The organism is Massilioclostridium coli (assembly GCF_900095865.1).
In the GTDB taxonomy this organism is placed as follows: Bacteria; Bacillota; Clostridia; order Oscillospirales; family Ruminococcaceae; genus Massilioclostridium; species Massilioclostridium facile.
Genome location: NZ_FMIZ01000006.1, coordinates 118779 through 133781, shown reverse-complemented (window position 1 = coordinate 133781; position 15003 = coordinate 118779). Strand labels below are relative to the sequence as shown.

General features: G+C 36.3%; 11 protein-coding genes. 7 read left to right on the top strand and 4 right to left on the bottom strand.

Annotated elements, in window-relative coordinates; genetic code table 11:
* Window positions 1-174: 174 nt before the first annotated feature.
* On the top strand, window positions 175-1332 hold the full coding sequence (locus BQ2683_RS02910; protein ID WP_069987267.1) for a LacI family DNA-binding transcriptional regulator: 1158 nt from the start codon (window positions 175-177) through the stop codon (window positions 1330-1332).
* 301 nt (window positions 1333-1633) lie between these two features.
* Window positions 1634-7405 (top strand): family 78 glycoside hydrolase catalytic domain, encoded by a 5772-nt coding sequence (locus BQ2683_RS13015; protein ID WP_069987266.1) that lies wholly within the window; start codon window positions 1634-1636, stop codon window positions 7403-7405.
* 211 nt (window positions 7406-7616) lie between these two features.
* Here the strand turns inward: BQ2683_RS13015 and BQ2683_RS02900 are convergent, their stop codons facing one another.
* From BQ2683_RS02900 to BQ2683_RS02890, 3 genes are all read right to left on the bottom strand, one after another.
* On the bottom strand, window positions 7617-7793 hold the full coding sequence (locus BQ2683_RS02900) for a DUF4250 domain-containing protein (protein WP_069987265.1): 177 nt from the start codon (window positions 7791-7793) through the stop codon (window positions 7617-7619).
* Window positions 7790-8248 carry a GNAT family N-acetyltransferase gene (locus BQ2683_RS02895; protein ID WP_069987264.1) on the bottom strand — a complete coding sequence of 153 codons (459 nt, stop codon included), beginning with the start codon at window positions 8246-8248 and terminating at the stop codon, window positions 7790-7792. Before BQ2683_RS02895 ends, BQ2683_RS02900 begins: the two co-directional genes overlap by 4 nt.
* Before the next feature lie 212 nt (window positions 8249-8460).
* Window positions 8461-8826 carry a DUF4180 domain-containing protein gene (locus BQ2683_RS02890; RefSeq protein ID WP_069987263.1) on the bottom strand — a complete coding sequence of 122 codons (366 nt, stop codon included), beginning with the start codon at window positions 8824-8826 and terminating at the stop codon, window positions 8461-8463.
* A gap of 309 nt (window positions 8827-9135) precedes the next feature.
* Between BQ2683_RS02890 and BQ2683_RS02885 the strand changes: the two genes are divergently transcribed.
* Window positions 9136-9924, top strand: a complete 789-nt coding sequence (locus tag BQ2683_RS02885; protein ID WP_069987262.1) for a ParA family protein — start codon at window positions 9136-9138, stop codon at window positions 9922-9924.
* Window positions 9911-10198, top strand: coding sequence for a hypothetical protein (locus tag BQ2683_RS02880; RefSeq protein WP_069987261.1), 288 nt, complete (start codon window positions 9911-9913; stop codon window positions 10196-10198). Before BQ2683_RS02885 ends, BQ2683_RS02880 begins: the two co-directional genes overlap by 14 nt.
* Before the next feature lie 345 nt (window positions 10199-10543).
* On the opposite strand, the gene spoIID is transcribed toward BQ2683_RS02880, so the two are convergent.
* Window positions 10544-11557, bottom strand: coding sequence for a stage II sporulation protein D (gene spoIID, locus BQ2683_RS02875; protein ID WP_069987260.1), 1014 nt, complete (start codon window positions 11555-11557; stop codon window positions 10544-10546).
* Window positions 11558-11763: 206 nt separating this feature from the next.
* Here spoIID and BQ2683_RS02870 point away from each other — a divergent pair, with 206 nt between their 5' ends.
* The 3 genes from BQ2683_RS02870 to BQ2683_RS02860 all read left to right on the top strand — a co-directional run bounded on the left by BQ2683_RS02870 (window position 11764) and on the right by BQ2683_RS02860 (window position 14639).
* Window positions 11764-13128, top strand: a complete 1365-nt coding sequence (locus BQ2683_RS02870; RefSeq protein ID WP_069987989.1) for a citrate synthase — start codon at window positions 11764-11766, stop codon at window positions 13126-13128.
* 14 nt (window positions 13129-13142) lie between these two features.
* Entirely contained in the window at window positions 13143-14033 is an 891-nt protein-coding gene (locus BQ2683_RS02865; RefSeq protein ID WP_069987259.1) for a hypothetical protein, read from the top strand.
* A gap of 102 nt (window positions 14034-14135) precedes the next feature.
* Window positions 14136-14639: an O-acetyl-ADP-ribose deacetylase gene (locus BQ2683_RS02860; protein ID WP_069987258.1), complete on the top strand. Its 504-nt coding sequence runs from the start codon at window positions 14136-14138 to the stop codon at window positions 14637-14639.
* Window positions 14640-15003 lie beyond the last annotated feature (364 nt).

Below are 15003 nucleotides of genomic sequence, written 5' to 3'. Positions count from 1 at the left end.
CTTTTGTAATTTGATTTTGAAATTTTTCATTTGTTTTGCGTTTGCAATAGTATTATTATCCGTAATAAAAAAGATATCCTTGGAAGTTGATGGATAATATATGGGAATTTTTGTCTAAAATTGACCTATAAATAATGCCAATTTTATAAAAAAATAGATTAGAATAATTGATAAATGGAATTTTTTAAAAATAATACTTTTTATAAAGAAGTACTGGTAGTATTGACAATAGAACAATTAAATTTTATATTAATTGTGAAATTAGAAAAGAAAGGAAGTAAAATAGAATTTAAGGAAGAAGGTGTCTATATGGAAGACGGAAAACCAAAGAAAATTACAATCCGGGAAGTGGCTAATTTATCCGGGGTTGCCATAGGGACAGTTTCTCATGTTATGAATGGAACAGCTGCTATTTCTGAGTTGACCTCTCAAAAGGTATGGGATGCTGTAGAAGAGTTACAGTATACGCCCAATTATATTGCCCAACTGTTGAGGAAAAAACATTCCAAAATAATTGGATGTTTGGTGCCAGAACTAAACAATCCATTTTATAGTGGCATCTTATCCATTTTTATTGGGTGTGCGGCAACAGAAGGCTATAAAGTATTGTTATTGGATTATCAAAACAATTCTAAAAAAGAATTAGAAGAATTACAACAGATGGTGGACCAAAAAGTTGATGCGGTTGTGTTATTCCATGGGTTCGATGATGTTGAAATGCTGAAAAAACTAAAGGAGCAAATACCAGTAATCTTAATTGGAAGGGAAGAACCGCTATTACAAATTCCATCCATTCGTTTTGAACACAAAGATGTAATGGAGCAGCTTATTCGCCAACTGCATTGCATGGGATACCAAAAAATAGCCTTTTTAACGGAATCGCTACAGTTTCAGGACTTAAAAGATAGATATCATTGTTTTTTGGAGGCGATGTATCATTGTGGGCACCATCATCCAGAAAAATATTTGCTGGAGCTGGATACTACAACAAAAAATACGTTTGAGACCTCCTATCAATTCTGTAAAAATTTGTTGATTAGCCATTTAAAAAAGGAATTGCCTGACGCTTTTATTACGTCGTCCGATATAGTTGCGGTTGGTGCGATGCATGCTATCCAACAGGCTGGATATCAGATTCCAGATGACTTTGGCATAGTTGGGTGTGAAAATCTTTCCATGTGTAGTTATATTTCTCCTACATTGACTACAATCGAACAGAATAAGGCGGAATTAGGTGTTCAGGCTTGGAATATGGTACTTCATGCGTTAAACAATGAGCACATTCCCCCTGTTGTATTACAATCCAAATTAATTTTTCGGGAATCTTGTTAATAATGGTGCAGGTTTGGTGGTCCAACCTGCATTTTTATTTGTTATAAAATATTATAGCAGTATTTTACGGAATATTTTAAACGATTATAGATATTTTGTTTTATTAATTTCGTGTATTTTTTGTGAAAAATATATTGATTTTTTGGGATGAAAGCAGTACAATAAATATGTATTCGTTATAGGCAATTATTCCAAAAAACAAAATCAATTGGAAAAGATTTTGTGATGGAGAGGCGAGTTTTAAGAAAGGGGGATCCAGTTTTATTTTTCATTCGCTATTAACCAAAGGAGGAATTGAAACATGAAGAAACGAATTAGTAAGGCTGCTTTGGCATTGGTGCTTGCTATTTGTATGATGCTTCAAGGGATGTCAATTATTTCAGTAAGTGCGGCAGAACCGCCTTCTACTGAAATTAACAACCTTCAAGTAGAGTATACTACCAATCCAATCGGTCTGGACACCGACTCTATTCATTTTGGCTGGCAAATGGATAATTTGACACAGCGTGGGCAATCACAAACAGCATATCAAATTATGGTAGCCTCTTCCAAAGAAAACTTAGATGCAGGCAACTATGATATGTGGGATAGTCGAAAAATAGATTCTACGATTTCCGTAGCAATCCCATATGAAGGTAAAACATTGGAAGCAACCCACCGTTATTTCTGGAAAGTAACGGTATGGGATGAAAATGATCAACCAATCACTTCTACCGAAGAAGCTTATTTTGAAACCAGCTTGCTGGATTCTGGTTGGGACAATGCGCAGTGGATTGGAAAAACAAATGAAGATCCAAACGCTGCAATTACAAAGTTCACAGTTGATTTTGACTTTATCATTGACAGCGATAATGCGGGCATCGCATTTGGCGCAAAAGATTCCAGTAACTTGTTTATGTGGCAAGTAAACACCTATGATTTTAAAGCAGATAATGCTGTTTATTTACGGCCACATATTAAACAGAATGGTGCATGGACGGTATTGCCACCATCTTCGAATGGTTCTGGTCCAGAAGAAAACATTTCCGATAAAATTGGATATACCGCTGAAAGTATTATTGGCCAGAAAGTCCATATGCAGATTGCAGTGGATAACGGAGTTGTCAATACCTATTTTAATGGTAGCAAAGAATCTGTAATGACATATAATTACGGATCTGCAATTCCAGTTGGAAAAATTGCGTTCCGTCATAATACTGATAATAATGCTACTGAAATCGCGCGTTATGATAATTTTGTTGTAAAAGATGGGGAAGGAAATGTATTGTTTGAAGATGACTTCTCTGATGCTTCCAATCCTAATTTTACAGGCGGAACAATTGAAGACGGTATGTTAAAAGTTGGCAGTGAAACCAAAGGAGAAACCATTGTCCTGCAAAAAGATGCGGTAGAAGGCAATAGTGCTCCTATGTTGCGGAAAGATTTTAGCACAACAGAAGGAAAAGAAATCGCATCTGCAAGGGTTTACGCTACATCTGCCGGTATCTATGAATTGTATCTGAATGGCGAAAAAGTTGGTAAAGATTATTTCAATCCAGGCTGGACAGACTATACCAAACACACCATGTATCAGACATTTGATGTTACTGATATGATGAACCAGGGCGAGAATACCTTTGCCGCAATGTTAGGTAAAGGCTGGTATTGTGGTAACATTACACATGTTGGTCCAAACCGTTATGGAACGGAACCTGCATTGATGGCTAAGTTAGTTGTAGAATACGCTGATGGCACTGAAAAAACCACAATAGTTACCGATGACACCTGGAGCTTTAACGGAAATGGTCCAATCGTAGACAACAACTTCCTAGATGGCGAAAAATATGATGCTACCAAAGAAATTGACGGCTGGGATAACGTAGGATTCCAAGAAGATGATACTTGGAGTAAAGCTGGCGTTTATGATGTAAATAAATTGGGCATTGGGCCATTGGATGCTCAAATTGGCGAAACCGTTCAACAGGTAGATACTTTAACGGTTAAAGAAGTAACAGAACCAAAAGAAAACGCCTTTATTTATGACCTTGGACAGAACTTTGCAGGTGTTATTCAACTGAACTTACCAGGTGAATTTACGAAAGCAAATAAAGGGTTAAAAATCACATTACGTCATGGTGAAATGCTAAACGATGATTCTGGCACAGGCGATGACGTAGAAGGTTCCTTGTACGATGCGAACTTACGTACTTTTAAAGCGATTGATACTTATACCATTAAAGGGGATGAAAACGGAGAAATTTATACCCCAAGATTTACTTTCCACGGTTTCCGTTATGTAGAAATCACTGGTATTGAGGAAGCTCTTCCAGCGGAATGGGTAACCGGTATTGTATTGAGCAATGCTTTGGAAGTAACAGGCGATATTGAAACTTCTAACGCTTTAGTAAACCAGTTGTATAGCAACGTTCTTTGGGGACAACGCAGTAACTTTATTTCTATTCCAACTGACTGTCCACAAAGAAATGAACGTATGGGTTGGACCGGTGATGCTCAGATCTTTACCCGTACTGCAACTTATTTGAAAAATTCAGACCAATTCTATAACAAGTATATGTATGATGTTCGTACATCTCAACGTTCTGATGGAGCGTACCCAAATGTTGCACCAGCATTAAAAGTATATGAATCTTACTATAACAATGGTTGGGGCGACGCTGGGTTGATTATTCCATGGCAGATGTACCAACAATATGGCGATACACAGATCATCAAAGATAACTATGATGGTATGAAAGCATGGGTAGATTTACTGTATAATACAACAAACGGAACCTATCTCCGTCCAGCAGAAGGTTTGGGAGACTGGCTGAATGTACAGGGTACTGACACTGGTTTAACCAATAGTGCATTCTTTGTATATTCTTCTGAATTAATGTCCAAAATGGCTGCTGTGGTAGACAATGAAAAAGACAGCACATACTATGGTGATATGGCACAAAAAGCAAAAGAAGCTTGGAAAAACAAATATCAAAACGAAGATGGTACCTTGAAAGAAAATACGCAAACAGCTTGCCTGGTAGCGTTAGAATTTGATATTGTGGAAGATGAAGCAGACCGTGCCGTTATCGCAAAACAGTTGGTAGACAATATCAGGGCAAATGACAACCATTTAACCGTTGGTTTCGTTGGCGTAAGCTATCTATGCCCAGTATTATCCGAAATGGGATATGACGATGTTGCGTATACTCTTTTACAACAAGAAACCTATCCATCCTGGTTATATTCTGTAAACCAGGGCGCTACAACCATTTGGGAAAGATGGAACTCTTACACCAAAGAAAATGGTTTTGGTGATGTTAGCATGAACTCTTTCAACCACTATTCCTTCGGTTCCATCGCAGAATGGATGTACCGTTATATGTTGGGGATTGAAAGAGACGAAACTGCACCAAGTTACAAACACTTTATTTTACAGCCAGCATTTGGCGGAACCATCACCAGTGCAAACGGTTATTTTGATACCGTTTATGGTAGAATTAACAGTAGTTGGACTTTAGAAGATAATGCTTTCCATTATCAAGCAACTGTACCAGCTAACACATCAGCAACTTTATACCTGCCAGCTGAAAAAGCAACAGCTATTTATGAAAGTGGTAAGGATATTACAAAAGAAGCAGTAGATGGTATCACATATTTGGGTACAGAAAATGGCGAAGCTATTTTTGAATTAGAATCCGGCTCTTATAACTTCTCCAGTTCTGTAGTAAATAAATCCGGCTTGGAAGAAGCGATCAGCAAAGGTTCTACTTTTGGTGAATTTTTCTATACACCAGATTCCTTTAAACCATTGCAGGATGCTTTAGCGAAAGCAGAAGAAGTACAAGCAAATAAAGACGCTACTGCAACAGAAGTTCAAGTTGCAATTAATGCAATTGAAACTGCAATTGCAGGATTGGTTCCAATTGGACAGGATGGCACAGCATCCAATCCATATCAAATTAATGATATAGATGACATTACCTTATTTGCAAATACTGTTAATTCCGGTAGTAGCTTTGAAGGCAAATATGTTGAACTGACAACAGACCTTGATCTGTCCGGTATTGATTGGATGCCAATTGGTACAGAAAGTTCTATGACTACTGGAGATGGATTTGCAGGTGTCTTTAATGGAAATGGACATGTTATTTCCAATGTAAATATTACGGATTCTTCTGAATATGCGACGTTTGGTTTATTCGGTACCATTAGCGGCACAGTACGTAACTTAGGTGTTGAAAATGTTACTGTTAATAGCGGTAGCGTTGATTGCCGTTCTGGTGGTTTTGCTGGTACCGTTACTACTGGCGGTTTGATTGATAACTGCTATGTGGTAAATGCAAATGTAACAGCAACTTCACGTGTAGCCGCTGGTTTTGTAGGACAAAGCTACAATGGAACAATTCAAAATTCTTATGTGAAAGATGTTGTAACGTCTGGTGGACGTACTGGTGGATTTGTTGGTGATAACTCCTACAGTGGAGCAAATAAAGGCACTATCCGAAACTGTTATGCGAATGCTAGTTTGACTTCTTCTACCGAAACTGGTATTGTTGAAAACAGTAAAGTTGTAACCGATGAACAATTTACCAATGGTGAAGTTGTAGAATGGCTGAACCAGGGTAATACCGAAACAGTTTGGGAACAAGGTGAAACACATCCAACATTGGTTGTAACGGAAACCCCAGATCCAGACCCAGAACCAGGTGATCCATTGAAAGAACTCTTAGGTAAAACAATTGATAAAGCAGAAGCTCTAAAGGGTACTGATGAATATGAAAATGCAATTCCAATGGTAAAAGAAAGTTTTGATGCAGCATTGGAAACAGCAAAAGAAGTTTATGCAGATGTAGATGCAACCAGACAGGAAGTATTGGATGCGTTTAATACTCTGATGCAAGAAATCCATAAATTAGGATGGTATACGCCGGATAAATCTGCATTACAAAAATTATATGAAGAATTGAAAGATACAAACTTAGATCAATATGTAGACGGGGCAGCAAAGGATAACTTTAAAACAGCTCTGGAACAGGCTAAGAAAGTATTGGACGATGAAAACGCTTTGCAGGGAGAAGTAGATAAAGCAGCACAAGACTTGCAAAATGCATATGATGCGTTGGTAAAACTGGGGGATAAAACTCAGTTGAAGAAACTGTTAGATATCTGCGAAACCTATGAAGAAAAAGATTATATAGCAGAAACTTGGAAAGTATTTGTACCAGTATGGGAAAGTGCAAAAGCAGTATACGATAATGCAAATGCAAGCCAAGAAGAAGTGGACAAAGCAGTAGATGAATTGACAGCAGCAATGCTGCAGTTAAGATTACAACGTGGAGACAAAACAGCATTACAGGAATTGTACAATGCAGTAAAAGATACGAATTTAGATGAATATGTGGATGGAGCGGCAAAAGACAATTTTGTAGCAGCTCTAGAACAAGCTAAGAACGTATTGGATGACGATAATGCAGTACAGAGCGTAATAGATAAAGCATATAACGACCTGTACAATGCATACAGTGCATTGGAAAAACTGCCAGATGCAGATAAGAGTCAATTAGAAAAACTGCTCAATGAATGTGAAACCTATGAAGAAAGCAACTACACTCCAGAAACATGGGAAGTATTTGCACCAGAATGGGAAGCAGCAAAACAAGTATTTGCAAATGAAAAAGCAAGCCAGGAACAAATTAATGAAGCAATTGATAACTTAATAGCGGCAATGCTGCAATTAAGATACAAAGCAGATAAGAGCCTCCTGGAAACAGCAGTAGCAATAGCAAGTGCAAAAGAAGAAGCAGCATACACAGCGGAAAGTTATAGCGTATTAAAAGCAGCAGTAGCGGAAGCGAATGCGGTAATAGAGGATGAAAATGCAGACCAAGAAGAAGTGGATGCAGCGACAAAATCAGTAAAAGCAGCAATAGAAGGGCTTGTAACTGTAGGTGACGAAACCACAGGTACAGAGACAGGGCAAACAACCACAACAACTAAGAATCCAGCTAAAACAGGGGACTTTGCACCAATTGCAGGTGTGGTTGTATTAGCATTAGCCGGTGTTGCAACAATTGCACTGAAAAAAAGAAAATAAACCGCTTTTTCATAAGCATATGAAAAAAACGCTCTGAGAAATCAGAGCGTTTTTTATTGTTATATAAAGGAAATAGAGCATTATCATTTCTAAAATAACTTCTCTTTTATTTATATTGATTGATAATATTTTTCTGAACGCATGAGAATCAATACAGATAAAAGATAGAAACCAGTGATATCCAATTGAATGGTAAAATAGTGGTTAAGAGTTAAACAAATTTATTGGATTCCGGATCATAGTCATATCCTATTTTACCTAGTTTAGAACAAATTTCTTGTTGATCCAAACAAAGTGTTTGGCAAAGTTCTTCTAACGATGGAAATTCATCCCTCAATTTTGTGTTAATATAACTTAATAAAATTATCGGGTCATTTGGAATGCTCATGATACAACCTCCTTATTATTGAGTTCCATATAAAGCAAAGGGAAAGGATCTCCTTGTTCGTCTTTCTCTGTGCGTTTATAAACCTGAAAACCCATATGTTCATAGAAATCTTTAGCATTAGGGTTTTGTTCGTTTACATAAAGTTTTGTGGCATGGTATTGATGGATGGCGTAGTTCAGCAATTGTTTTCCAAATCCTTTTCCTTGTTCTTCTGGTAACAAGAAAAGCATTTCTATTCTATTGTTCTCTACACCAACAAAACCAATCGTTTTTTGTTCTAATTTCGCGATTGCTAAATGGGAAACGGAACGGAATGCATCTGGTAAATAGCTTGAAATTTTTTGGATATCTGCTTCTGTTAAAAAGAGATGGGTCGCCCTTACGGATTTTTCCCAAATTTGAGATAGTTCTTGTATTAGAGATTCGTTTACATGGGAGACTTCTTGAATTTCCATTTTTTCACCTTCTTATTATGATTGTATTTTTTAGTATAAAATAAAAATTTAAGGGAGTCAAACTAAAAATTGTTCTATTAGATTATTCTTTGAAATCAATTAGAGAAACAAAAATTATAAAGTGAATTTGACACATATTCTGGAAGGAAATCAGGCTGCCAGAAAAATAGAGGTTTTGATTTCCTTTACAAAACTGGAATTTGCATCATTTATTATGTGCTACTTAGTTTTTGAATGGCTTCTTCCTTTGTCCCTACAAAAAAGAAATCCTTACCATGGTTTGATTCATAAATAAAATCATGGAGAGGTTTGCTGGAATAATGGGAATAGTCCCCATAAATCGCAACCTTTACCTGATAATTTATTAATTTTTGCAAAATTTCTCCTGCAATTTCGGTACTGAGAATAAATAAATCATTACAAATTACCCTTTTATCTATCACAATTTTAGTTTCTCCTGTTTCATATTGGATTGTCATTACCAGATCTAAAGCAGATTGGGCATCAACAATTATTTTTTCATCATTGGAAATAACTGCAATATCAATTTCATTCTTTTTTAAATGTTCGGTTTTCATTGTATCCTGCTGAATTAATTTATATTACAAATTCCAGTTAAGGAGTAATTCTAACACTTAAAATTGTATTTTGTCAAATTATCTTTATTTTTTATATGCTTCCTTATCAAAGGGTCACTATTCTCAATATTTTTAGGATAAAAAGATAGTAGACAATATAAAATTCAGATGTTTCAATAAGTTTATATCACCTAATACAGGTAGTGCTAAATTACTGGTAAAATACTTGTGGAGAACAAGAGCTTGTGCTATAATAAAAATAAAAAAGATAGTTTTATATAAGGACAATAATCATAAGGAGAGTCATCCATGACGACAAAGGTAATCTGTTTTGCAAATAACAAGGGGGGCAGTGGAAAGTCCACCACTTGTTCTAACATTGCGTATGCGCTATCGTTAGAAGGGAAAAAAGTGTTGATGATTGATGGTGATATGCAGCTGAATTTATCCTTGGCATTTTTTCCAGAAGATCAGGTGTTAGAGATGGCGAAAAGTGAAAAAAATTTATATTATGCTATCAAAAAACAGGATGATTTGCAAGGGTATATTGTTCATACAGAATATGAAAATTTGGATTTGATTCCTTCTTCTACCCTGATGAGCTCGATTGAGTATGAGTTGTTTACCAAATGGCAAAGGGAATTGATTTTAAAAAATTGCTTAAAAACCATTCGGGAATCCAATACTTACGATTATATTTTTATTGACGCTCCACCTACTTTAGGCGGATGGGTAATGAATATTATGTGTGCGTCGGATCAATTGATTATTCCGGTGGAAGCCAGCCCTTGGGGATTGTTTGGTTTAGCGAATATGTTTGAGTTTTTAAATGATGTCAAGAAAATATCCCCTGATTTATCTTTAATGGGAATTGCTATCACCAAAGTGGACGAGCGGAAAAATTACTTTAAACAAACACTGGCAACATTGCGTGAATTGGAAGATGTTTATACCTTCCAATCGTATATCCGGGTGGATAGCTCGATTGAATGGGCACAGGATAACAGCAGGCCAGTGATTGCATATAAAAAAAGCAGCAGAAGCGCCAAAGAATATATGGCGCTAGCACAGGAGGTTGATTTCATTGGCAGTAGGTAAAGAAAGCATTATGCGTGCAACAAATGCAAACAAAGCAGCAGAAGCAACAACTGCGGTAGTAGGCAATCCTGCTCCGGAAACGGTAGAAGCGGCAGCTCCAAAAGCGACAGAAAGCAAAGCGACGCCAAAAAAGACAACTACTACTCGCAAAAAAAGAACATCTGCTTCAAAAACAAAAACAGAAAAGAAAACAACACAGAAAAAAACTGAAACAAAACCAGCAGAAAAATCCACCTCTGCAATTAAAAGTGATTTGCCAGTTTATCTGTTATAAAGAACAAAGCAGGGAAATTAGTTTTCCCTGCTTTTTCTTGTCTAATTTAAGAAATCATCTTTATCAGTATTACTAGTAAGAATAAAAAGTTTTTCTTTGTTTGGAGTAAAGCAAAATGATAATAGAAAATTAGAATGGTGATTGTAAAACAAATATTGTGCAAATAGTTAATTTTACAATTATATCTAGTATGTTAATTATTGTATCTTTATGATATAAACTACTATCATATCCACATTACTAATTTAAATTGGATGGAAATGGAATCGAATTGAAAGATCTACGGTTACAACGTTCATTCCAGCTATTTTATTATTGGTCTTCTCATAAAATATTCATGAAAAATCATGTGTTTTCCAATGGTAGGTCATTGATATTAATTAAAGAGACATTGGAATAATAATGGTTAATAATATCCTGCCACGTCTTTCCTTGTTTCGCCAGCTCATTTGCTCCATATTGGCTCATACCAACTCCATGTCCATGCCCTTTTGTGGTGAAATGGAATACTCCATCTTGATACGAAATTTCAAAATTAGAAGATTTTAAACCAAATATACTCCGTATTTCCAGTCCTGTTGTTTCTACATTCCCCACTTTTACTTTGTCTACTGAACCTGATGATGTTTTGGATAGAATGGAAAACCAGTGGTTTGGATCTTCTGGCATCTCTGCTTTTAAATGTTCTTTTAAGGTTTGTTTTACTTTCTTTTCTTCTATCATAACAGTATTTTCGTAGTTAGGCTGTTGTGCGTCAGTGCTGCTATCTACTGGCTGTAAGTAAGGTACATCCTGTCCCCAAACCGATTTGGCTGCTTCAGTAGTCCCTCCTGATAAGGAATGGTAAGCAGCAACAATGGGCTGGTTATCATATGTAATAATTTGTTCGATTACCTCATCTACAGCTTGAGAGATTTTATTCCAATTTGTTTCATAAGCATCTCCCCAGCGCTGTTTCAGTTCTTCCTGAGAGACAAATGCTTGGCAGATAGAAGGATCTGTGGAGAGCTGGGCGCCTTTTAAATCCGGGCTTGGCGTTTTTCGTTGTTGGTAGTATCGTCGCAATGCGTAAGTATGTGCGGCTACTGCCTGTGCTTTTAATGCTTCTGGTTCAAAAGAGATTGGCATTTCAGCCGCGACTACCCCTTTTACATAATCGGATTGGGAGATTTCGGAGACTTTTCCTGTTTTATGGTTCAGTAATTGGAAAGTAGGAATCGTGTTTTTTACTTGCTGTGTCGCTGATTGGGTCTCTGAAGCAACAGCAGAGGAATCATCCTGTTTTGGAATCAGAATAGCTAGGGTAGGGATTCCTAATATTAATGCGGTTAACCCTAAAATTTTAACAATTTTGCGCATATTTTTCCTCTTTTCCGTCATTTATTTTTGTAAATTTAATGTCGCATAATTATGAACAAATATTTGTGCAACTTGACATTAAAGCTGTTGTAGGATAAAATGTTATTATGCAGGATTTCATACTTAATCTTGCAATGTATGGTTAGATGCAATGAATATTGTATGATAGATAAAGAAGAACAAGGAGGTATTTGTCTGTGAGCAACATGAATAAAGCTGGGTATAGCACAAAACAACAAGCTATCAATATCCTATGCGAGGAATTTACAAAATATAATCATATAGATAGTAAATTGTATAAGCACTTTGATGTAAAGCGCGGACTGCGTAATGCAGATGGAACAGGTGTTTTAGCGGGATTAACCCAAATTTGTAATGTACATGGTTACGTAGTAAATGAAGGCGAACGGGAACCAATTGAAGGGGAATTAATTTACCGTGGCAATAATATCAAAGATATTGTAAACGATTGTGTTAACAATAACCGCTTTGGATATGAAGAAACCATTTATTTGCTGTTATTTGGTGTTTTGCCAGATAAACAGGAACTGGATTATTTTAAGCAGGTATTGGCAATGTACCGTGAGCTTCCAGATGGATTTGTAGAGGATGTTATTTTAAAAATACCTTCTAAAAATATTATGAATAAAATGGCTAGCTCTATTTTAGCCCTATATACATATGATGATTATGCTGATTCTACCACGATTGAACAGGAATTGAGAAAAGCCATTGAAATTATTGCAAAAATGCCTACTATTATGATTAGTGCTTATCAGGCAAAACGGAAGAATTTCGATAATCAGAGTTTGATTTTACATCCTTTACGCAAAGAAGAAAGTATTGCAGAAAGTATCCTTTCTACATTGCGTTTGGATCGAAGCTATACTCCGGAAGAAGCACATCTGCTGGATATTATGTTAATCCTCCATGCAGAGCATGGCGGTGGTAATAACTCTACATTTACTTGCCGCACTTTAACCTCTTCTGGTACAGATGCTTATTCCGCTTATGCGGGCGCGATTGGTTCCTTGAAAGGCCCTCGTCATGGTGGTGCAAATGCGAAAGTGTCCGAGATGGTTCATTGTATTGAAAATGGCGTAAAAGACTGGAATGATGATGAAGAAATAGCGGCATTCCTAGAAAAGATTATCCGCAAGGAAGAAGGGGATGGCTCAGGCTTGATTTATGGTATGGGTCATGCTGTTTATACCAAATCTGACCCAAGGGCAGTTATTTTAAAAGCCAATGCGATGAAATTGGCAAAAGGGACTGAATTTGAGGCACAATTTAATTTATTGGAACGTGTTGAAAAGCTAACCCCTGGCGTATTTGCTAAAGTAAAACAAGTGGATAAAGTAATGTCTGCAAATGTTGATTTATACTCTGGTTTGGTATATCGGATGTTGGGTATTCCGGATGAATTATTTACACCATTATTTGCAACTGCCCGTATTACCGGATGGGCTGCTCATCGTATGGAAGAGCTGTTAACTGGTGGAAAAATTATCCGTCCAGCTTATAAAGCAATTACAAAAAGAAAAGAATATGTTCCGCTGGAACAACGGTAGAGGGTTGAATCTAAATGAAAAAACAGAAATCAAAAACTGCGTTTCCTGCTTTGTTTTTTATTATGATAGCCTTAGTATTTGGTGTTATAGCTGGAATTTTAAGAACAGTACAATTGCTGCATTTTATTGATTTTAATACCGGCTTTTATCAAGGACCACAAAGTTGGATGATTGCGTTAAACGTTGTGTTAGTAATTGCACTTATTGTCTGTCTGGTTGTAACCATGGTGGATAGAAACAAATACTACTATTCCATCAGTAAAGGAAAAAATTTATTAATTGGCCTTGCGGCCCTGGTTATGGGTATGGCGTTTATCTGTTATGGTGTAACGGATATACTCAATCAGATAACTGGACTAGAATCCCATAGCTTTTTGGCGATTTTACAGTTGATTTTAAAAATTGCTAGTGGTTTTAGCATGTTCTATTTGGCACTTACCCCAGCACGGCCAAACCGTACTACTGACTTAATCCATTTAATACCTTGTATTTGGGCAGCAGTTACATTGGTAGCAATGTTCTTAAAACATACTATGGTAATTACCGTATCAGAAAACCTATATAACCTGTTACGGATGATGGCAATTTTAATGTTTTTCTTATGTAGCGCGAAATACTATTGTGGCTGTAATGACAATAGAACTGGAAGATGGATGATTTTTTCAGGGATGTTGACGTTTATTTTAAGCAGTATTACAACAATCCCATTGCTGATTGCCCATTTTACTGGTCATGGATATCTGATTGGTCATGTAATTGAATCCTCTTTCTTGGATTTAGTGTTAATGATTTACATCGCCATTGTGACAATTATTTTTATTGTTAGCAGGAGAAATATAGCAGAAATTGAACAACAGCCTGTAGAACAAAACACAACAGAAGAACAGCTATCAAACGCTGAATAACCAGAGTGGGGAGAAAGTTTCCCCACTCTATTTTTTACTTTTTCATAAAAAGGACAGTATTGTCATAAACTATTATTTTTAGAATGGTTAGGAGGAATTAAAATGGGTTTAACCTGTATGTTAGGGGATATTACAAACGTAAAAGCTGACGCTATTGTAAACGCAGCCAATACCAGCCTGTTAGGTGGAGGTGGCGTAGATGGGGCAATTCATCGTGCTGCTGGTCCAGAATTATTGGAGGAATGCCGTGCTTTACATGGATGCCGAACAGGAGAGGCGAAAATTACAAAAGGGTATCGTTTGCTAGCTCATTATGTAATTCATACGCCAGGGCCCATTTGGCATGGGGGAAATCAAAATGAAGCTGATTTATTAAAAAACAGTTATTATAATTCTTTGCAGTTGGCGGAACAATATCAATGTAAGACGGTGGCATTCCCTTCTATTAGCACAGGAGTGTATCGATATCCATTGGGGTTGGCAGCACCAATTGCCGTAAACACTATTACAGAGTTTTTAAAAACTTCCCATTATGTACAAGATGTTATTATGGTATGTTTTGACCCTGTTACAAAACAGGCATATGAGGATGCGATGATGGTATAGATGAAATGATTAAAATAGTAGGGATACATGATATAAATAGTTTTTCTCATAAAATAATACAATAAGGGATTGTAAAAATTTGTGTTATTATGATTTGAAAATGTTGGTATAGCAAAAGCATTTAAGAAGAAATTTTACGTTTCATAAAAAAAGTATGTGTTAGAGCAAAAAATGATATAAAAAGAACAGGTTAGAAGGAAAGGTCTATATTATCAAATTAAAAGTGTATTTCTCTGGTAATGCTTAGTGACTCAATGATTTTATTAGATAGGAAAGAAAATGATTCCACTATCTTTAATGTGATGGCAGTCATTCAGTTACATCTGCCAAGCTATTGATACACACTGATAAATTACATTGAATT